Annotated in this window: 17 protein-coding genes; 11 read left to right on the forward strand and 6 right to left on the reverse strand. The window is 62.2% G+C overall.

From position 1 onward, the window contains the following. Positions 1–193 precede the first annotated feature (193 nt). Positions 194–655 carry an Lrp/AsnC family transcriptional regulator gene (locus HU737_RS20450; RefSeq protein WP_186552697.1) on the forward strand — a complete coding sequence of 154 codons (462 nt, stop codon included), beginning with the start codon at positions 194–196 and terminating at the stop codon, positions 653–655. 17 nt (positions 656–672) lie between these two features. Here HU737_RS20450 and HU737_RS20455 read toward each other — a convergent pair whose 3' ends face one another. After that, positions 673–963, reverse strand: coding sequence for a DUF3077 domain-containing protein (locus HU737_RS20455; protein ID WP_186552698.1), 291 nt, complete (start codon positions 961–963; stop codon positions 673–675). A gap of 710 nt (positions 964–1,673) precedes the next feature. Here HU737_RS20455 and HU737_RS20460 point away from each other — a divergent pair. From HU737_RS20460 to HU737_RS20500, 9 genes are all read left to right on the forward strand, one after another. Continuing rightward, positions 1,674–3,356, forward strand: coding sequence for a flavin monoamine oxidase family protein (locus HU737_RS20460; RefSeq protein ID WP_186552699.1), 1,683 nt, complete (start codon positions 1,674–1,676; stop codon positions 3,354–3,356). 14 nt (positions 3,357–3,370) lie between these two features. Further along, on the forward strand, positions 3,371–4,168 hold the full coding sequence (locus HU737_RS20465; protein WP_186552700.1) for a carbon-nitrogen hydrolase family protein: 798 nt from the start codon (positions 3,371–3,373) through the stop codon (positions 4,166–4,168). 118 nt (positions 4,169–4,286) lie between these two features. Further along, on the forward strand, positions 4,287–6,602 hold the full coding sequence (gene pqqF / locus HU737_RS20470) for a pyrroloquinoline quinone biosynthesis protein PqqF (RefSeq protein ID WP_186552701.1): 2,316 nt from the start codon (positions 4,287–4,289) through the stop codon (positions 6,600–6,602). Positions 6,603–6,771: 169 nt separating this feature from the next. Further along, positions 6,772–6,843, forward strand: coding sequence for a pyrroloquinoline quinone precursor peptide PqqA (gene pqqA / locus HU737_RS20475; RefSeq protein WP_003243383.1), 72 nt, complete (start codon positions 6,772–6,774; stop codon positions 6,841–6,843). Positions 6,844–6,932: 89 nt separating this feature from the next. Continuing rightward, positions 6,933–7,844 carry a pyrroloquinoline quinone biosynthesis protein PqqB gene (pqqB, locus tag HU737_RS20480; protein WP_186552702.1) on the forward strand — a complete coding sequence of 304 codons (912 nt, stop codon included), beginning with the start codon at positions 6,933–6,935 and terminating at the stop codon, positions 7,842–7,844. Positions 7,845–7,853: 9 nt separating this feature from the next. Continuing rightward, a complete protein-coding gene (gene pqqC / locus HU737_RS20485) occupies positions 7,854–8,609 on the forward strand; it encodes a pyrroloquinoline-quinone synthase PqqC (protein ID WP_186552703.1) in 756 nt (251 codons plus the stop codon). Then, positions 8,606–8,881 (forward strand): pyrroloquinoline quinone biosynthesis peptide chaperone PqqD, encoded by a 276-nt coding sequence (gene pqqD / locus HU737_RS20490; protein ID WP_186552704.1) that lies wholly within the window; start codon positions 8,606–8,608, stop codon positions 8,879–8,881. Before pqqC ends, pqqD begins: the two co-directional genes overlap by 4 nt. Further along, positions 8,853–10,013 (forward strand): pyrroloquinoline quinone biosynthesis protein PqqE, encoded by a 1,161-nt coding sequence (gene pqqE, locus HU737_RS20495; RefSeq protein WP_186552705.1) that lies wholly within the window; start codon positions 8,853–8,855, stop codon positions 10,011–10,013. Before pqqD ends, pqqE begins: the two co-directional genes overlap by 29 nt. Further along, entirely contained in the window at positions 9,979–11,811 is a 1,833-nt protein-coding gene (locus HU737_RS20500) for a S9 family peptidase (RefSeq protein WP_186552706.1), read from the forward strand. The genes pqqE and HU737_RS20500 overlap by 35 nt, the downstream gene beginning before the upstream one ends. A gap of 84 nt (positions 11,812–11,895) precedes the next feature. Here HU737_RS20500 and HU737_RS20505 read toward each other — a convergent pair whose 3' ends face one another. Beyond that, complete coding sequence (locus tag HU737_RS20505; protein ID WP_033727371.1) at positions 11,896–12,054, reverse strand: YqaE/Pmp3 family membrane protein; 159 nt, start codon at positions 12,052–12,054, stop codon at positions 11,896–11,898. Between the two features lie 166 nt (positions 12,055–12,220). Next, positions 12,221–13,498, reverse strand: coding sequence for an aspartate aminotransferase family protein (locus HU737_RS20510; RefSeq protein ID WP_186552707.1), 1,278 nt, complete (start codon positions 13,496–13,498; stop codon positions 12,221–12,223). Between the two features lie 229 nt (positions 13,499–13,727). On the opposite strand from HU737_RS20510, the gene HU737_RS20515 reads away from it, so the two are divergent. After that, the gene (locus HU737_RS20515) at positions 13,728–14,651 is read left to right on the forward strand and encodes a LysR family transcriptional regulator (RefSeq protein WP_186552708.1); all 924 of its coding nucleotides are present in this window, start codon (positions 13,728–13,730) and stop codon (positions 14,649–14,651) included. Positions 14,652–15,024: 373 nt separating this feature from the next. Here the strand turns inward: HU737_RS20515 and HU737_RS20520 are convergent, their stop codons facing one another. The 3 genes from HU737_RS20520 to HU737_RS20530 all read right to left on the reverse strand — a co-directional run bounded on the left by HU737_RS20520 (position 15,025) and on the right by HU737_RS20530 (position 20,322). Further along, positions 15,025–16,803 carry an acyl-CoA dehydrogenase C-terminal domain-containing protein gene (locus HU737_RS20520; protein ID WP_186552709.1) on the reverse strand — a complete coding sequence of 593 codons (1,779 nt, stop codon included), beginning with the start codon at positions 16,801–16,803 and terminating at the stop codon, positions 15,025–15,027. A gap of 123 nt (positions 16,804–16,926) precedes the next feature. Further along, a complete protein-coding gene (locus HU737_RS20525) occupies positions 16,927–18,210 on the reverse strand; it encodes a GGDEF domain-containing protein (protein ID WP_186552710.1) in 1,284 nt (427 codons plus the stop codon). Positions 18,211–18,516: 306 nt separating this feature from the next. Beyond that, positions 18,517–20,322 (reverse strand): phenylacyl-CoA dehydrogenase, encoded by a 1,806-nt coding sequence (locus tag HU737_RS20530; RefSeq protein WP_186552711.1) that lies wholly within the window; start codon positions 20,320–20,322, stop codon positions 18,517–18,519. Positions 20,323–20,537 lie beyond the last annotated feature (215 nt).

Genomic DNA, 20,537 nt, shown 5'->3' on the forward strand with positions numbered 1-20,537 from the left:
GTGACGCCTGCAACATTGCGACGATTTCCCTGGCAAAGACCTGCGTGGCAAACAGGCCTACTCCCTGAGCTTAGACCTGAAACCATCTTTGCTCGTTGGATAGGCCAACCCATGCGCAATAAGCGCTGTTCAACCGCCTTGCTCTAGGTGCAAAGGGCTGACTAGTCTATGGCCTTCTGAACAGAGAGCCGTCATGCCAGACTCCCGTCAAATCGCCCTCGATGAAATCGACCGCCAGCTCATCGCGCTACTACAAATCAACGCCCGTGAAAGCGTCGCCACCCTCGCTCGCCACCTGGGCATTGCCCGCACCACGGTCAATTCGCGCCTGGCGCGACTGGAGAAGAGCAAGGTTATAACCGGTTATGGCGTGCGCTTGGGCCAGCGCCTGATAGGCGGTGGTCTGCAGGCCTATGTCGGGATCAAGGTGCAGCCGCGTTCGGGCAAGGATGTGGTGCGGCGCATGAGCGCCATGGGCCAGGTGCAGCAACTTTGCGCGGTGAGCGGCGAGTTCGACTATGTGGCGTGGCTGCACAGCGATTCTCCCGAGCAACTGGACCAACTGCTCGATCAGATCGGCAGCCTTGAGGGCGTGGAGAAAACCACCACCTCGATCATCCTCAGCAGCAAAGTGGACCGCGGGCAGCCGGGCTGACTAATTGCGCCTGGGCATCAACGCTCCATCGCGTCGAGCACCGCGTCAGTCAGGGCTTTGATCGCCTCGGCTGAATGATGGATCGTCCAGATCAGGCCGCTGTGTGATTCCGAAGCATGGTGTTGGGCGTAATCATCTGCGATCTGGCGGATACCGTTGGCCAACAGACTGGCGTGGACCAAGGCGTCAGCGGCGTCGATACCCGAGCTTACGTGGAACACTGGCGGATGGCTGGATTCGCAGGTGCTGAAAGGTTGTTCGGTGGTCGGGTTGAGTTTGAGGGGTGGATCGGGAACGATCTTTTTCACAGGGTTAGCCTCCATAGCCGATTCAAGGAGACCACTACCCATCCCTTCTCACGGAAATGGGTGGCAGCCGTACACGGGGTGAGAACCGGCGTTCGTAGAGGCCAATGACTCCGGCCAGGCAAAGCCTGCCCATGCACAGCTGCCATAACAGCATGCCTCTACGAATAACCGACGGGTTCTCACGCCCGATCACCGATATACGGCGATCCCGTGAAGGTAGCGATGAACTATTTCCCGCACAGCCAGACCGAGGCGATAGCGCGCGTAGGATACGTCCTGACATTTTTGTGGTCTGTAGGAGGCTTCCTAGCTAAGTGCGGTTCTCCACATAGGCACGGCTGCCCCAGGAAATTTTTCGAAGCCATTTTGACGTTACGCGTCATTGGCACAGGTGATTAACATTGCCGACCTCTGCACACGAGGTTGTAGCAATGAAACGAGATATTTTCACTGAACTGCACGAAGGAATCGCAGCTTTAGCAGAAATGCGAATCGCAAAGAGCAAGCTGCCCCCCAGAGGTAAACCCTCCAACCAAAGACCATCACCCACATTCGTCATTAAAACCAAATCGGCGTCTAAATGACGACCTATCGATCATATCGACATCATGTTGAGTCTTAATTACGAACTACCTCCCCTCTAAAATCACCTCCAGGCATTTCCTATACTCAGGCTCCGCCCCTCGCGCAGCCCCTGGCAAGGTCATCACATGAACAACAACAATCGCCACCCCGCCGACGGTAAAAAACCGATCACCATCTTCGGCCCGGACTTCCCTTTTGCCTTCGATGATTGGCTGGAACACCCGGCTGGCCTGGGTAGCATCCCGGCCGCGCGTCATGGTGAAGAAGTGGCGATCGTGGGCGCCGGCATCGCCGGGCTGGTGGCGGCCTACGAGCTGATGAAGCTGGGCCTCAAACCGGTGGTCTACGAGGCGTCGAAGATGGGTGGGCGGCTGCGCTCGCAGGCCTTCAACGGCACCGACGGGATCATCGCCGAGCTGGGCGGAATGCGCTTTCCGGTATCGTCCACGGCGTTCTACCACTACGTCGACAAGCTGGGCCTGGAAACCAAACCCTTCCCCAACCCGCTCACCCCTGCCTCACGCAGCACGGTAATCGATCTGGAAGGCCAGACCTACTACGCGGAAAAAGCCGCCGACTTGCCGGCCCTGTTCCAGGAAGTTGCCGATGCCTGGGCCGACGCCCTGGAAAGCGGTGCGCGCTTTGGTGACATCCAGCAGGCTATCCGTGACCGCGACGTGCCTCGCTTGAAAGAACTGTGGAACACCCTGGTGCCGCTGTGGGACGACCGCACTTTCTACGACTTCGTCGCCACCTCCAAAGCCTTCGCCAAACTGAGTTTCCAGCACCGCGAAGTGTTCGGCCAGGTGGGCTTCGGCACCGGTGGTTGGGACTCGGACTTCCCCAACTCAATGCTGGAAATCTTCCGTGTGGTGATGACCAATTGCGACGACCACCAACACCTGGTGGTCGGCGGCGTCGAGCAAGTGCCGCAGGGCATCTGGCGCCATGTGCCGGAGCGTTGTGCGCACTGGCCTGAAGGTACCAGCCTGAGCTCGCTGCACGGCGGTGCACCGCGCACCGGCGTCAAGCGCATTGCCCGCGCCAGCGACGGCCGCCTGGCAGTCACCGACAACTGGGGCGACTGCCGCCATTACGCGGCGGTGCTGACGACCTGCCAGAGTTGGCTGCTGACCACCCAGATCGACTGTGAAGAGTCGTTGTTCTCGCAGAAGATGTGGATGGCCCTGGACCGCACCCGCTACATGCAGTCGTCGAAAACCTTCGTCATGGTCGACCGGCCGTTCTGGAAAGACAAAGACCCAGAAACCGGTCGCGACCTGATGAGCATGACCCTCACCGACCGGCTGACCCGTGGTACCTACCTGTTCGATAACGGCGACGATAAACCAGGGGTGATCTGCCTGTCCTATGCGTGGATGAGCGATGCGCTGAAGATGCTCCCGCACCCGGTGGAAAAACGCGTGCAACTGGCACTCGATGCATTGAAAAAGATCTACCCGAAAACCGATATCGCCGGGCATATCATCGGCGACCCTATCACCATTTCCTGGGAAGCCGACCCGCACTTCCTCGGTGCATTCAAAGGCGCGCTGCCGGGCCACTATCGCTACAACCAGCGGATGTACGCGCACTTCATGCAGGCGCAGATGCCAGTCGAGCAGCGTGGCATTTTCATTGCCGGCGACGACGTGTCGTGGACCCCGGCCTGGGTGGAAGGCGCGGTGCAGACCTCGCTCAATGCCGTGTGGGGTATCATGAATCACTTTGGTGGCAAGACCCACGCGGACAACCCCGGCCCTGGCGACGTGTTCGATGAAATCGGGCCGATCGCCCTGGCCGACTGAGACAAGGAGGCAGCATGCGCATCGCTCTGTTCCAGGGGCCTCCCAGACCACTGGACGTGCCCGGCAACCTACAGCGCCTGCAACACCAGGCGCAACTGGCAGCAGCCCGCGGCGCGCAGTTGCTGGTGTGTCCGGAGATGTACCTGACCGGCTACAACATCGGCAGCGAGCACGTCGAACGCCTGGCTGAGGCCGATGACGGCCCATCGGCCATGGCCGTGGTCGAGATCGCCCAGGCCCATCGCATCGCCATCGCCTATGGCTACCCAGAGCGCGGCGAAGACGGCGCGATCTACAACAGCGTGCAGTTGATCAACGCCCATGGCAGCAGCCTGTGCAACTACCGCAAGACTCACCTGTTCGGTGAGCTGGATCGGACCATGTTCAGCCCCGGTGCGGATCATTTTCCGGTGGTCGAGCTCGACGGCTGGAAGGTCGGCATGCTGATCTGCTACGACATCGAGTTTCCGGAGAATGCCCGGCGCTTGGCGCTTGATGGCGCCGAATTGATCCTGGTGCCGACAGCCAACATGACGCCTTACGATTTCGTCTGCCAGGTGACCGTGCGTTCGCGTGCGCAGGAGAACCAGTGCTATCTGGTGTACGCCAACTACTGCGGTGCCGAGGATGAAATCCACTACTGTGGACAGAGCAGCATCATTGGCCCCGATGGCAGCTTGCTGGCGATGGCCGGGCGCGATGAGTGCCAGCTGCTGGCGGATCTGGAGCGCGAGCGAGTGGTGCAGGGGCGCGAGGCGTTTCCCTACCTGACCGATCTGCGTCGGGAGTTGCATCTGCCGCGACAGGGCTGAAGGGAAATCACCCTGCCCATCGCAGGCTGCGCCAGCTCCCACAGGGCCTAGCTCCCGGCCCTCTGCTGATCAATGACGTGGATATGCGCTAGCATGATGCTTCGCCACCGGAGCCCTCATGCCTGACGCCATCCGCCACCTGACCCTCACCAACGGCCTGCAGCTGACCCTGCGCCACGCCCCGCGCCTCAAGCGCGCGGCCGCTGCGGTGCGGGTGCATGCGGGCAGCCATGACGCGCCTTCACGATGGCCTGGTTTGGCGCACTTTCTCGAACACTTGTTCTTCCTCGGCACCGCCCGCTTTGCGCTGCAAGACGGCCTGATGCGCTACGTCCAGCGTGTCAGCGGCCAGGTCAACGCCAGTACCCGCGAGCGCACCACCGACTTCTTCTTCGAGGTGCCGCCCGCTGCACTGTCTGGCGGCCTGGAGCGTCTGTGCCAGATGCTGGCCGAGCCCGACCTGAGCATCGAGCGCCAGCGCCGTGAGCGCGAAGTGATCCATGCCGAGTTCATTGCCTGGTCACGCAACCCTGAAGCTCAGCAGCAATTCGCCCTGCTCCAGGCAGTGTCTGCGCAGCATCCCCTTAGTGGTTTCCACGCAGGCAACCGGCATAGCCTGGCCTTGCAGGATCCGGCCTTTCAGCAGGCGCTCAGCGATTTTCACGCGACCTTCTATCAGGCTGGCCAGATTGTCTTGAGCCTGAGCGGCCCGCAGCCGCTGGATGAGCTGGAAGCGCTCGGCCGGCAGTTCGGCAGCATATTTGCCAGCGGCCAGCGGGTCGCCCAAGCCCTGCCGCCACCCTTGCTCAATGGGCCTCTGCGACAGCCGCGTGCCAGCTCAGGCCAAATGGACCTGCTGTTTGCTCACCAGCATCTGCCTGTAGGCGCGGAACCCGCACTTGAGCTATTACTCGCCTGCCTGAGCGATAGTCGGGAGGGCGGCTGGCTAGCGCAGCTGCGTAAGCGCGGCTGGTTACAGGCATGCAAAGTCGACACCCTGCACGCCTTCGCCGGTCAATTGCTCTGGCATGTGCGTCTGCACCTAAGCGAGGACGCGGATCAGGATGAGGTGCGAGCCTTACTCAATGGCTGGTTGAAGTTCATCCGCGAAGCAGACACGCAGCCATTGAATGAAGCGTTCGCTGACTTGCAACGCAGCCGAGAACAAGCCGCCGGTGCCCTGGAACTGGCACGCCGAGACAGTACCGGCCGCGCTTTCCAGGCACTCGATGGGCAAGGCCTGAAAGCCTTCGCCGCTCTACTCGATAGCCTGCCCTTGCACAGCCACGCAGACTGGCAACTGCCGGGCGCCGATCCACTCCTGCAAGACGAACTTCCCGCCGCCAGCGCGCCTCTGCCTGAAGGCCTGAGCGTCAGTGACAGTCTGCCAAGCGATCGCCAATTCGCAGCGCTGTACCTGCGCTGGCAGATCGTCTCGCCGTTGCGAACACGCTTGCATGCAGTACTCGAACACGCCTTGCGGCCTTTGACGGAACGCGCCGAGCGCGCATCTGTGCAGCTGGATTTCAGCGTCAGTCAACGCTACTGGCAACTGCGCTGCGCCGGGCTGCCAGCGGCGGTGATTCGAACCGTTGGCGAGGCGTTGCAGGTGTTGCATCGCCCACCTCAAAGCAGCTGGCAAGCGCCAGGCCCGGATGAGCCCGCCTTGATACCGATCAGGGCCCTGCTCAAGCGACTGCCTGATGCCTTGACGCTAGCGCAGCCGGAGCCGATACCCGCCTGTGAACCGAATCAGGCCATGCTCGACCAGATTTGGTATTCGGCGCAGTGGCAAGGTTTGGCAGTAGGGTTTGGCGTTGTTGAGCAGGCGGCCTTGGGCGCGGTGTTGCAGCACACATCCTGGGGCCGCCCTGCGTCCGCGCCTACAGGAGGCGTGCGTGGCCGGCGTTGGGTGCCGGTCGAGGTTGCCGGGACTGAACACGCATTGCTGCTGTTCTGCCCGTTGCCCGCTGCCTTGCAAGGTGTTGGGCGACTGCTTGGGCAATTGCTGCAAGGCCCGGTGTACCAGCGTCTGCGCGTCGAGTTGCAGCTGGGTTATGCCGTATTCAGTGCCTTTCGTCAGATCGATGGGGTCGGCGGGCTGCTGTTCGGCGTGCAATCGCCCCACGCCAAGCCAACGCAGATACTCGAGCACCTGCTAGCGCTGCTGAATCAAGAGGTGAAGCTCGATGGCCCTGCGCAGCAGGCCCTGGCCGACAGTTTCGCAGAAACTGCCATGCCCAACGCCGATGTCGCGCACTGGGCATGGCAGACCTATCTGGCGACAGAAGCGCACGAGCTTTGTGCAATCCGCAGGTCTATTCTCTGCACCACTCAAGCGCAACTGGATGAGTTGCGCCAAGCGCTACTTGCGGCCGATCACGGCTGGTTGTGCCTGGCCAACGCTGCGGCGCCGAGCTCGCAGTGGCACTAAGTGCAGGTCGATTGTTACCTGAGGTGCAAGGGCGCTTTTCAAAGAATTAACCTTTCGGTACAAATTTTTCTTGTAAGATAGCGCAATCCCAGCCAATGGAACCTCCTGCGCAAGGCGGCACCAAATAAGTAGCTGACAACCCCCAGACCCATCCGGAAGGAGTAATCCCATGTGGACCAAACCTGCTTACACTGACCTGCGTATCGGCTTCGAAGTGACCATGTACTTCGCCAACCGCTAAGCCCTGCTTGCGGTTCGACGCCTCGGTCCGCCGGGGCGTTCGCGTTTTTTCACTACAGGTTTTTCCGCTAGTTCGGATAGAGAGCAGCCATGTACATCCAGATTCTCGGCTCCGCCGCCGGTGGCGGATTCCCCCAGTGGAACTGCAACTGCGTCAACTGCAAGGGTTTTCGTGACGGCTCGTTGCGTGCCACGGCGCGCACCCAGTCATCGATTGCCCTGTCCGATGACGGCGAGCACTGGATCCTGTGCAACGCCTCGCCGGACATCCGTGCCCAGTTGCAAGCCTTCGCCCCGATGCAACCGGCGCGCGCCCTGCGCGACACCGGGATAAACGCGATCGTCCTGCTCGACAGCCAGATCGACCACACCACCGGCCTGCTCAGCCTGCGCGAAGGTTGCCCGCATCAGGTCTGGTGCACCGACATGGTCCACCAGGACCTGACCACCGGCTTCCCGCTGTTCAACATGCTCAGCCACTGGAACGGCGGCCTGGTGTGGAACCGCATCGAGCTCGAAGGCAGCTTCGTCATCGACGCCTGCCCCAACCTCAAGTTCACCCCGTTCCCGCTGCGCAGCGCCGCCCCGCCCTACTCGCCGCACCGCTTCGACCCGCACCCAGGCGACAACCTCGGCCTGCTGGTCGAAGACCTGCGCACCGGCGGCAAGCTGTTCTACGCCCCGGGGCTGGGCCAGGTCGACGCCAAGCTGCTGGAGATGATGCACGGCGCCGACTGCCTGCTGGTCGACGGCACGCTGTGGGAGGATGATGAAATGCAGCGCCGCGGTGTCGGCACGCGCACCGGTCGCGAGATGGGCCACCTGGCGCAAAACGGCCCCGGCGGCATGCTCGAGGTGCTCGATGACTTCGCCCGCCAGCGCAAGGTACTTATCCACATCAACAACACCAACCCGATTCTCGATGAAGACTCGCCCGAGCGGGCCGAGGTGGTCCGCCGGGGCGTGGAAGTCGCCTTCGACGGCATGAGCATCGAGCTGTAGGAGGCCCTGATGAGCGACGCAACGCCGATGTCCCCTGCCGAGTTCGAGCAGGCCCTGCGCGCCAAGGGCGCCTTCTACCACATTCATCACCCCTACCACGTGGCGATGTATGAAGGCCGCGCCAGCCGCGAGCAGATCCAGGGCTGGGTGGCCAATCGCTTCTACTACCAGGTCAACATCCCGATGAAGGATGCGGCGATCCTGGCCAACTGCCCAGACCGCGAAGTACGCCGCGAGTGGATCCAGCGCCTGCTCGACCACGACGGCGCCCCGGGTGAAGACGGTGGCATCGAGGCCTGGCTGCGACTAGGCCAGGCAGTCGGGCTCGACCCAGATCAGTTGCGCTCCCAGGAGCTGGTGCTGCCGGGCGTGCGCTTCGCCGTCGACGCCTATGTCAACTTTGCCCGCCGCGCCAGCTGGCAGGAAGCGGCCAGCAGCTCGCTGACCGAGCTGTTCGCCCCGCAGATCCACCAGTCACGGCTGGACAGCTGGCCACAGCACTACCCGTGGATCGATCCTGCCGGCTACGAGTACTTCCGCACGCGCCTGGGCCAGGCGCGCCGCGATGTCGAGCACGGCTTGGCGATCACCTTGCAGCACTACACCACCCGCGAGGGTCAGGAGCGCATGCTGGAGATCCTGCAGTTCAAGCTGGATATCCTCTGGAGCATGCTCGATGCCATGAGCATGGCCTACGAACTGCACCGTCCGCCTTATCACTCCGTCACCCGCGAGCGGGTCTGGCACAAGGGGATTGCCCTATGAGCTTCAATCGCCAACTGGTTCCCAACTGGCGCCCTGGCTATCGTTATCAGTACGAGCCGGCGCAAAAAGGCCATGTCCTGCTATACCCCGAGGGCATGATCAAGCTCAACGAAAGCGCCGCGCTGATCGGCGGGCTGATCGATGGCCAGCGGGATGTGGCGGCGATCATCGCCGAGCTTTCGCAGCAGTTCCCCGACGTGCCCGAAGTCGCCGATGACATCGAGCAGTTCATGGAGGTGGCCCGTGCCGAACACTGGATCGTCCTCGCCTGAGGTGCCGGCGAAACCGCCCGTCGGCTTGCCGCTGTGGCTGCTGGCCGAGCTGACCTACCGCTGCCCGCTGCAATGCCCGTACTGCTCCAACCCCCTGGACTTCGCTGCCCAAGGCCAGGAGCTGAGCACCGAGCAGTGGTTCAAGGTGATGGCCGAGGCGCGCGAAATGGGCGCCGCTCAGCTGGGCTTTTCCGGCGGTGAGCCGCTGGTGCGCCAGGATCTGGCCGAACTGATCGGCGAGGCGCGGCGCCTGGGCTACTACACCAACCTGATCACCTCCGGCATCGGCCTGACCGAGCAGCGCATCGCTGACTTCAAGAAAGCCGGGCTGGACCATATCCAGATCAGTTTCCAGGCCAGCGACGAACAGGTGAACAACCTGCTGGCCGGCTCGAAGAAGGCCTTCGCGCAAAAGCTGGAGATGGCCCGGGCAGTCAAAGCCCACGGCTACCCCATGGTGCTCAACTTCGTCACCCATCGGCATAACATCGACAAGATCGACCGCATCATCGAGCTGTGCATCGCCCTGGAGGCCGACTTCGTCGAGCTCGCCACCTGCCAGTTCTACGGCTGGGCCCACCTCAACCGGGTTGGCCTGCTGCCAACGCGCGCGCAGCTGGAGCGGGCCGAGCGCATCACCAATCAATACCGCGACCAGCTCAAGGCTGCCGGCAACCCGTGCAAGCTGATCTTCGTTACCCCCGATTACTACGAAGAACGCCCCAAGGGCTGCATGAACGGCTGGGGGAGCATCTTCCTCACCGTCACCCCGGACGGCACCGCCCTGCCCTGTCACGGCGCGCGCCAATTGCCGGTGCAGTTCCCCAACGTGCGCGATCATGACCTCAGGCACATCTGGTACGACTCGTTCGGTTTCAACCGCTTTCGCGGCTACGACTGGATGCCCGAACCGTGCCGCTCGTGCGATGAAAAGGAAAAGGACTTCGGCGGCTGCCGCTGCCAAGCCTTCATGCTCACAGGGGATGCCAGCAACGCCGACCCGGTGTGCGCCAAGTCGCCTGATCACGGCATCATCCTCAAGGCACGCGAAGACGCCGAGCACGCCCAATTGGCCATTGAAGAGCTGACTTTCCGCAATGAGCGCAACTCACGTGTCATCGTCCGCGGCTGACTTCAGCGCCGCCCAGGCCGTAGCGGCCGGTACCGATTTCGCTGACCTCAAGGTCGGCGCCGCTGGTTTGCTCTGGAACGAGTTTCGCCCCGCCGATGGCGCGTGCCGGCTATGGCACTGGCGCAATCAACAGGCCCACTGCCTGACTCCAGAGGGTTTCAGCGTGCGCAGCCGGGTCTATGAGTATGGCGGCGGCAGCTTCTGCCTGGGTGGCGATGGGCTGGTGTTCGTCAACGAGGCCGATCAACAGGTCTATACCCAGGCGCTCGATGGCTCGGCGCCCAGAGCACTCACTCAAGCGGCTGACCGTCGCTATGGTGATGTGCTGTGGCGCGATGATCGCCTGCTGGCAGTCGAGGAGTTGCACGCCGCAAGCGTCGAGCATCGCCTGGTCAGCCTCGAAGGCGAAGACCGCGAAGTGTTGGCAGAAGGCGCCGACTTCTACGCCTCGCCGACCTTGAGCGACGACGGCCAGCGCCTGGCCTGGATTGAATGGGATCGCCCCGCGCAGCCCTGGACCCGCACCCGGCTTATGTGCCGTGAGCGCGAGAGCCTGGGCGGCTGGGGTCCGTCGCGTTGCGTAGCCGGTGATGGCGACCAGGACCAGTCACTGCAGCAACCGCGCTTCGATGGGCAAGGCCGGCTCTATTGCCTGTGCGATCGTAATGGTTTCTGGCAACCCTGGGCTGAGCTCGACGGCCAATGGCAAGCCTTGCCCGCCAAGGCTGCCGACCACGCCGCCGCGCCCTGGCAACTGGGCGCCAGCACCTGGATAGCGCTCAGCCCTGAGGCCTACCTGGCTACCTGGTTCGAGGAAGGCTTCGGTCACCTTGGGTTGCGCACAGAGGGCCATCAGGTACAGCGCTACGCCAGCGACTACACACGCTTTCGCAGCCTGGCGATGGATGAGAATTATCTTTATGCCATCGCGGCATCGCCAATCAGCCCGCCTGCGGTCATCGCGATCGAGCGGGCTAGCCAACAGATTCGCGTTCTGGCCGGTGGCGGCCTACCCCTGCCCGCCGAGCGGGTCAGCCGTCCTCAGCCAATCCGCTATCCCAGTGGCGATGGCCAGGCCCATGGATTTTTCTATCCCGCCATGCGTGGCCAAGGCGCCGCGCCGCTGGTGCTGTTCATCCACGGCGGCCCGACCTCAGCGTGCTACCCCGTGCTGGATGCGCGCATCCAGTACTGGACCCAGCGCGGCTTTGCCGTGGCCGACCTCAACTATCGCGGTAGCAGTGGCTATGGGCGGGCGTATCGCCAGGCACTGCACCTGCGCTGGGGCGAGATCGATGTGGAGGATGCCTGTGCTGCGGTGGCGCACCTTGCAGGGCTGGGCCTGATCGATCCGCACAAGGCGTTCATTCGTGGCGGCAGCGCCGGGGGCTACACGACCTTGTGCGCCCTGGCCTTCCACGATGTATTCCGCGCCGGTGCCAGCCTGTACGGGGTCAGCGATCCGCTGGCATTGGGGCGGGCGACACACAAGTTCGAAGGAGATTATCTGGACTGGCTGATTGGTAACCCTGAGGTCGATGCCGAGCGCTACCGGCAACGCACGCCTTTGTTGCATGCCGATCAGATCAAAGCGCCGGTGATCTTCTTCCAGGGCGAGCTGGATGCGGTCGTGGTGCCCGCCCAAACCCGGGATATGTTGACGGCGCTCAAGGCCAATGGGGTTGAGGCTGAAGGGCATTTTTATGCTGGGGAGCGGCATGGGTTCCGTAAGGCCGAGAACCTGGCGCATGCCTTGGAAGAGGAGTGGAGGTTTTATTGCCGGGTGTTGGGCTGGTAGGTATTGCGGCTGCTGCGCAGCTGCTCGCAGGCAAGCCAGCCCCTACGGGAACCGCGCTGTGCCTGCGAAGTCACGCGTGCTGACTCAGCGCTTGGCGATGATGTACACCGCGTGCACGATGCCGGGAATGTAGCCCAACAGGGTCAGCAAGATATTCAGCCAGAACGCCCCGGCAAACCCAACCTGAAGGAATACCCCCAGCGGCGGCAGAAGAATCGCGATGATGATGCGAATGAAGTCCATGCAGGTCTCTCCGTGAAAGGGTTTAAACAGAGACTAGCCGCCCTGCCCAGAGGTTCCACACACAATCGACAGGCAAAAAAACGCCCCGGGCCAAATGAAGCAGGCCAAGGGCGATGCGCAGGAACGCGAGACGGTTCGTTGAAATTCTGTATGCCCGGGTGGCCGGTCAGGCCGGCACCTCGCGGCGGTTATGCTGCTGTGCATGCAGGCGGGCGAAAGCCCGAGCCAGGCGCAGCAGCATCTCGTCAATATTGCCTTTGCTCACGGTTAGCGCCGGAGAGAAGCGCACCACATCCGCCTGCGGCGCATTGAGCAACAAGCCTTCGTGCAGCGCCGCCTCGACCAGCTCCTGAGCCAGGTCTTCTTGCAACTGCAACGCCCACAGCAAGCCTTGCCCGCGTACCTCGCCCTGGCCATAGCGACCGGCCAGGCGGCTCAAGCCCTCGCGCAAGTGCCGGCCACTGTCCTGGACGTGCTCGAAGAACCCCGGTTCGAGCACCGTGCGCAATACCGCCAGGCCCGCGGCGCTCATCAGCGCATTGCCATGATGACTGCCTTCCAGCTCGCCAGGTTCGGCGCAGCAGGCAGTGCCCCGGGCCAGCAAGGCCGCCAGCGGCACGCCGCCACCCAGGCCTTTGCCGAGGGTGATGATGTCGGCACGCACGTCGTAGGTTTGCTCGGCCAACAAGGCGCCGCAGCGACCAATGCCGGTCTGCACTTCGTCGAGGATCAGCAGGATGCCCAGCTCGCGGCACAGCTGCTCGACCCCCTTGAGGTACTCACGAGTGGCCGGGATGACCCCGGCCTCGCCCTGGATAGGCTCCAACATGATCGCCACAGTGCGCGAGTCGACCGCAGCATGCAGCGCTGCCAGGTCGTTGAACGGCACCTTGCTAAAGCCCGGCAGACCGGGTTCGCAGCGGTTGCAAGGCAGCGGGTCGGACGCCGACAGCGCGCCCAGACTGCGACCATGGCAGCCCTGGCTGGCAGTGATGATGTGGTAGGCGCCGTTACGATGGAGCTGGCCCCACTTGCGCGCCAGCTTGATCGCACCCTCGCAGGCCTCGGCGCCACTGTTGAGCAAGTACGCCTGATCACTGCCGGTGCTCTGGCACAGGCGATTGACCAGTTCCAGCAACCCTCGGCTGTGAAAGCCCGCACCGGGGTTGATCAACGCCTGGGCCTGGTTACCCAGTGCCTTGACCAACACGCTGGGGCTATGGCCGAGGCTGTTGACCGCGCAGCCCTGGGTGAAATCCAGATAAGCATGGCCGTCGTCGTCCCACAGCCAGGAACCCTGGCCACGCACGAACACCTGCGGCGCGCGCTCGGCGCTCGGCATCAACCGCTCGCGAGACAACGTTGCCGCCTGCGGCTCGATTGCCGCTGCACGCTTGGGCTCGGCAACGACAGCGGCCGAGCGGCGCAGGTTGAACAGGTTCATCAGGGCTCCAACTCATCACGCAAGATGGCGGTCAAGGTCCGGTCATATGCCGGAAAGTATTGATCAGGCCTAAAACCGATCTTTTAGCCTTGCCTATCAAAAGTGTTTTTCATCAGCGGTAACAATCGGTCAAATGATCGCTGTGTAGCGCTTGAATACGGCGATAGACTAGGGGCTTAGCGGCCACGCGGCCATTTCGTTTTTCCAGCTTTTTCGATAAGTGTTACTTATGGATTTTCGCCAACTGCGCTATTTCGTCGCGGTGTACGAGGAAGGCCACGTGGGCCGTGCCGCCGAGCGCCTGTCGCTGTCGCAACCCGCCCTGTCGCAACAGATCCGGCAGCTGGAACATAGCCTCGACCTGAGCCTGTTCGAGCGCAGTAACAAGCGCCTGTTGCCGACCCTTGCCGCGCACACCCTGTACAACCATGCGCAGCCGCTGCTCGATGGCTTGCAGCGGGCGCATGAGGCCATGCGCAACTTCAAGGGCCAGTCGCTGCGCACCCTGGCCATCGGCGTGCTGCAGACCGTGCGGCCAAGCCTGGTGCCGCAGTTGCTGGAGCGGGTACGCAAGGCCCAGCCGCATTTGGTCGTGCAGATCTATGAACTGTCGGGGCTGGAGATCGAACGGCGGCTGCTCAATGGCAACCTGGACATCGGCATCAGCTACCTGCCGCCACGACAGCCCGGCTTGCATGGTTTGATGCTGTACGAAGATGAGCTGCAGCTGGTCATCCCCAATACCCATCCCTTGAAAGACTTCAAGAAGGTCTCGATCAGACAAGCCGCCGAATTGCCCATGCTGATGCTGGGCGAGGAGTTTCAGATCCGGCAGATCTGGAAAGAACAGTTGGCCAACCAGGGGCGGCGGCCGCAGGTGCAGGCCGAGATGAACAACATGGGCGGGATTCTCGACAGCCTGGCGCACACTTCGCTGGCGACCATTCTGCCGGGGCGGGCCAAGGATGCTGCCGAAGACGATCAGGAGCTGCTGTGGAAGCCGCTGAGCGAGCCACGAGTACCGCTCAAGGTGGGTTTGGTGTTTCGCGATGCCCAGCGCCAGCAGGCGTCTGTGGAGCTGCTGCGCACGCTGCTGGAACAAGAAACCGACGCCCGTGCGCTGGGCGTTTCGCCATTGGACGTGTTGGGATAAAAACACGCGCACAAAGAAAACCCCGCCGAAGCGGGGTTTTCCAGACTGTTTCCCTGACATCCCTATCGTCCCGCCACCCTGGCAGGAACTCCTACGTGTCCCTGTTCTGTCCTTTGCGCTTCCTACGCTCCGTCCATGTAAGAAAGATTAACCGTGGATCCAATCTTATGAAAGAGGCGAAAAGTCACCACGTTGCGTAAGAGAATGCTTACAAATGTAAGTCATTTTTTGTCAGCCCTAATCTTGGGTCCGCTTTTGCGGCCCTTCGCGGGACAAGCCCGCTCCCACAGGGATAGCGCCGCTCTGACGGGCGCCGCCGTACCTGTGGGAGCGGGCTTGTCCCGCGAAGGGCCGCGCAGCGGACCCAGAATTATCAAAACTGCGCAGCATCCAGCAGGTACAGCGACTCACTCCCGGCCTTCACCGAAGCCACAAGCGAATCCACCCGCGGCAGCAATCGGGCAAAGTAGAACCGCGCAGTGCCAAGCTTGGCGCCATAGAACGCTTCATCCCCCTCACCCGCCTTGGCAGCCCGCGCCATCAACGCCCACATATAGGCGTAAGCGACATAACCAAAGGCGTGCAGGTACTCCACCGACGCCGCACCAATCTCGTTCGGATTAGCCTTGGCCTGCTCCAGTACCCACTCAGTCAGCCCATCGAGCTGTTCCAAGGCAGCGCCCAACGGCTGAGTGAACTCGCCCAGATCTGCCCCGGCAGTACCGATGAATTGACGAATCTCGTCAGCGAACAGGCGATAGAACGCGCCGCCGCTGCCCACCACCTTGCGCCCCATCAGGTCGAGGGCCTGAATGCCATTGGTACCTTCGTAGATCTGCGTGATGCGCACATCGCGCACCAGCTGCTCCTGGCCCCATTCACGGATGTAGCCGTGGCCGCCGAACACCTGCTGGCCGTGCACGGTGCACTCCAGGCCCAGGTCGGTGAGGAAGGCCTTGGCCACCGGGGTCAGCAGCGCAACCAGCTCCTCACTGCGTTTGCGGGTGACGGGGTCTTCACTGTATTTGGCGCTGTCCAACTGCATCGCGACATAGGTGGAGAACGCTCGGCCACCTTCGATCTGTGCCTTCATGGTCAGCAGCATGCGCCGCACATCCGGATGGACGATGATCGGATCGGCCACCTTGTCCTTGGCCTGCGGGCCAGTGGGCGAGCGGCTTTGCAGGCGGTCGCGGGCGTACTCGACGGCGTTCTGGTAAGAGCGCTCGGCCGAAGCCAGGCCCTGAATGCCCACACCCAGGCGCTCGTAGTTCATCATGGTGAACATCGCCGCCAGGCCTTTGTTGGGCTCACCCACCAGGTAACCGACCGCCTCGTCGAAGTTCATCACGCAGGTAGCCGAGCCCTGGATACCCATCTTGTGCTCGATCGAGCCGCAGGTGGCCGGGTTGCGCGCGCCCAGGCTGCCATCCGCATTGACCAGGAACTTCGGCACCAGGAACAGCGAGATGCCCTTGGGCCCAGCCGGGGCATCTGGCAACTTGGCCAGCACCAGGTGAATGATGTTCTCGGTCAGGTCGTGCTCACCGCCGGTGATGAAGATCTTGGTGCCGCTGACCTTGTAGCTGCCGTCGGCCTGGGGCTCGGCCTTGGTGCGGATAATCCCCAGATCGGTGCCCGCATGGGGCTCGGTCAGGCACATGGAGCCGGCCCAAACGCCGGCATACATGTTCGGCAGGTACTGCTCTTTCAGCGCTTCACTGGCGTGAGCATTGATCGACAGGCAAGCGCCAGCCGTCAGCATCGGGTACAAGCCGAAGGCCAGGCTGGAGGCGTTGACCATTTCCTCGACCTGGGCCGAGATCGCCTTGGGCATGCCCATGCCGCCGAACTGCGGGTCGCCGCCAACGCCGACCCAACCGCCTTCGGCGTAGGTCTTGTAGGCATCGATGAAACCGGCTGGGGTGCGCACTGCGCCGTTGTCCCAATGGCAGCCCTCTTCATCGCCAGAGCGGCTCAAGGGCGCGATGGACTTGCTGGTGACCTTGCCCGCTTCTTCCAACACGGCCATGGCCGTGTCTTGGTCGACCGCCTCGGCAAGTTCGGGCAGCTGCGACCAGAGCGTGGCCACGTCGAAGACTTCATTGAGAACGAAGCGCATATCGCGCAGGGGCGCTTTATAGTCAGCCATGACAACCTCTCGCTAGTAGGGTCGGGGCGGTCACGCAGGACCGCGGCACTGGGATGAGGGCAGTGTAACCGAACAACTTTTGCGAGACATAGGGTCATCACATGACCAATAAGTCACCAACGGTCACGCCATTCGCACCGCCCCGCGCCGCGATTGCTGACCGAACATCATCACGCAATTGCGCCCTGCACCTTTAGCGCTGTAGAGCGCTTCATCCGCCGATTTGAGCACCGCTTCTGGGTTGCGGTGATCTCCCAGGCGTTCGGCGACACCAATACTGATGGTCACCGACACCGTGCTGTTGGCCCCACCAGCACGGCGCTGGCGCCCTGCCGAATCATCCTGCGGACGATTGTTCTGGTCACGCAGCTGGATAGCATAGTTGGCGATCATCTCGCGCACCGCTTCCAGATGCGGCATGCACTCCTCAGCGGTCTTGCCAGCGAACACCAAGGCAAACTCCTCGCCCCCGTAGCGATAAGCCCTACCGCCACCGGTGACTTTGGACAGGCGGCTGGCGACCAGGCGCAGCACCTGGTCACCGACATCGTGGCCATGGGTGTCGTTGAATTTCTTGAAGTGATCGACGTCGGTCATGGCGATCACATAGTTGCGGCCAAGGCGCTGCATCCGCTCGTTCAGGGCGCGACGACCCGGCAGGCCGGTCAGCTCGTCACGGAAGGCCATCTGGTAGGCCTCGTGGGAAACCGCCGCCGCGATCATCAGCATCACCTGACTGCACATGATGTTCAGGGTGAACGGCAGGATGAAGGTTTTGGGCAGCATCCAGAAAATACCGATCAGACCAATGATCTGCGCCGCATGCAGTGGCCGTGGCTGGCGCAGGTACTGCACCACCAACAAGATGAACACGCCGAAGAACAGTGGGTAGGCCAACTGGATCAGACTCATCCACTGACCATGCAGCGAGGGCCAGCGAATCTCTGCCAGCCAGGCCAGCAGGGCGTCCGGAAAGCTCTGCTCAAGGGCCACCGCTACGCTGCCGACCGCGAACAGCACGGCAAACCGGGCCAGCATGTCCTGGGCCAGATGGGTGCGTTCCTGCCAAGCCGCGAATAAGCCGAACAATGCCGGCAACAGTAGGCACACAAGATGGAAGATGACGGCGGCGTCTTCACGTACCCGACCGTTATCGCGGTAGAAGTCGGTCTGGGTATCGAGCAAGAAGTAGGCGATGTACACCGTGACCATCAGGAACAGTTCCCGCTGGCGGCGGTATACCGCGCAGTAGGCACCGCCCAGCAACAGGACCAAGGTGGGCAGGACATTGAACAGCGACGTGAAGAAGACGCTGAGGTCTCGCACGTAAGCCGCCGCGAGCCCCGACACCAGCAACACCAGCGACGGTAGGAAATGGCTCACGCGTACAGCGGATAGTTGAAACAAGGGTAATCTCCGACCCGGCAGATCAATAATGGCATTGTGCCTTTAGTTCATCGGCAGCGCACATGAATAGATGAATACACCGGGTGTTTAACGGCAGATTGGCCCTGCTCCTTGAGGTTTTCTCGTTACCAGATACAACAGCGCCTGTAGGAGCAGGCTTGCCCGCGATGGCGTCAGCAGGTTCAACGATGCTGTCTGGGCAAGCGCCATCGCGGGACGAGCCCGCTCCCACAGGATTTTTGTAGTGCTAAAAGCAAAAAACCGCCTGCCGGTGAGGGCAGGCGGTTTTTCGTACAGCCGCTGGGCTTAGATCGACAGGCCGAAATGCTCTTCGTCCATCGCCATCAGGTTGCCAGCGCCGGACAGCATGGCTGCGACGTGGGTGCGGGTACGTGGCAGGATGCGCTGGAAGTAGAAGCGCGCAGTCTGCAGCTTGGCGGTGTAGAACGCCTCTTCGCTGGTGCCAGCAGCCAGTTTCTCAGCCGCCAGGCGGGCGATGTCGGCCCAGAAGTACGCAAGGCAAGCGTAGCCGGAGTACATCAGGTAGTCGACCGAAGCGGCGCCGACTTCCTCACGGTCCTTCATGGCGGCCATGCCGATCTTCATGGTCAGCTCGCCCCATTCCTTGTTGATCGCCGCCAGTGGCTCGACGAACTCCTTGACCGACTCATTGCCTTCTTGAGCCTGGCAGAACTTGTGGACGATCTTGGTGAAGCCCTTGAGCGCTTCGCCTTGGGTCATCAGCACCTTACGCCCGAGCAGGTCCAGGGCCTGGATGCCGGTGGTGCCTTCGTACAGCATCGAGATACGGCTGTCGCGCACGTTCTGCTCCATGCCCCACTCGGCGATGAAGCCATGGCCACCGTAGATCTGCACACCGTGGTTGGCGGCTTCGAAACCGACTTCGGTCATGAACGCCTTGGCGATCGGAGTCAGGAACGCCAGCAGGGCGTCGGCCTTTTTCTTGGCCTCTTCATCCTGGCTGTACTTGACGATATCGACCTGCTGGGCGGTGAAGTAGACCATCGCGCGGTTGCCTTCGGCGAAGGCCTTCATGGTCAGCAGCATACGCCGCACGTCGGGGTGGACGATGATCGGGTCAGCGGCCTTGTCCGGAGCCTTGGGGCCAGTCAGCGAGCGCATTTGCAGGCGATCACGGGCGTACTTCAAGCCCCCCTGGAACGCCACTTCAGCGTGGGCCAGGCCTTGCAGCGCGGTACCCAGGCGAGCGGTGTTCATGAAGGTGAACATGCAATTGAGGCCCTTGTTGGCGGGGCCGATCAGGTAGCCGGTGGCGCTGTCGAAGTTCATTACGCAGGTGGCGTTACCGTGGATGCCCATCTTGTGCTCGAGCGAACCACAGCTGACGCCATTGCGCTCGCCCACGCCGCCATCGGCGGTCGGCAGGAACTTGGGCACGATGAACAGCGAGATACCTTTGGTGCCCGCTGGGGCATCAGGCAGGCGAGCCAGGACGATGTGGACGATGTTATCGGCCATGTCGTGCTCGCCAGCGGAAATGAAGATCTTGGTGCCGGACACTTTGTAGGAGCCATCAGCCTGTGGTTCGGCCTTGGTCCGCAGCATGCCCAGGTCGGTGCCGCAGTGCGGCTCGGTCAGGCACATGGTGCCGGTCCATTCGCCAGTCACCAGCTTGGTCAGGTAGGTCTCTTGCTGCTCGGCGGTGCCGTGCTCGGAGATGGTGTTCATGGCGCCGTGCGACAGGCCTGGGTACATGCCCCACGACCAGTTCGACTCACCGACCATCTCGCTCACCGCCAGGCCCAGCGACTCAGGCAAGCCTTGGCCGCCGTGGTCGACGTCATGGGCCAGGCTCGGCCAGCCACCTTCGACGAACTGCTTGTAGGCCTCCTTGAAGCCGGTGGGGGTTTTAACGCCCGACTCGCTCCAGGTGCAGCCTTCCAGGTCACCAACGCGGTTCAGCGGGGCCAGCACCTGCTCACAGAATTTCGCGCCTTCCTCAAGAATCGCGTTGACCATATCGGGCGTGGCGTCCTCGCAACCCGGCAGGCTTTGATAGTGCGCTTCATAGCCGAGCAGCTCGTCGCGAACGAAGCGAATATCACGCAAGGGGGCTTTGTATTCAGGCATTGCGATGAACCTCTTGAGGAGTCCGGTGGGGTGACCGCTGATACCGACCAGCTCTTGGTGGCTTTCGGTCAAACAGTTGTTTGAAACTTACGTTTAGGGGCCGGTAATGTCAAGGAGGGACTATGGTGCCATTTACGTCGCGAAACAGGGCATTTATGCCACGGCCAAACAAACATGGGAGCGGGCTTGGCTCGCGATGACATCCGAGCCTTCGA

It is taken from the genome of Pseudomonas urmiensis, from assembly GCF_014268815.2.
GTDB lineage: Bacteria > Pseudomonadota > Gammaproteobacteria > Pseudomonadales > Pseudomonadaceae > Aquipseudomonas > Aquipseudomonas urmiensis.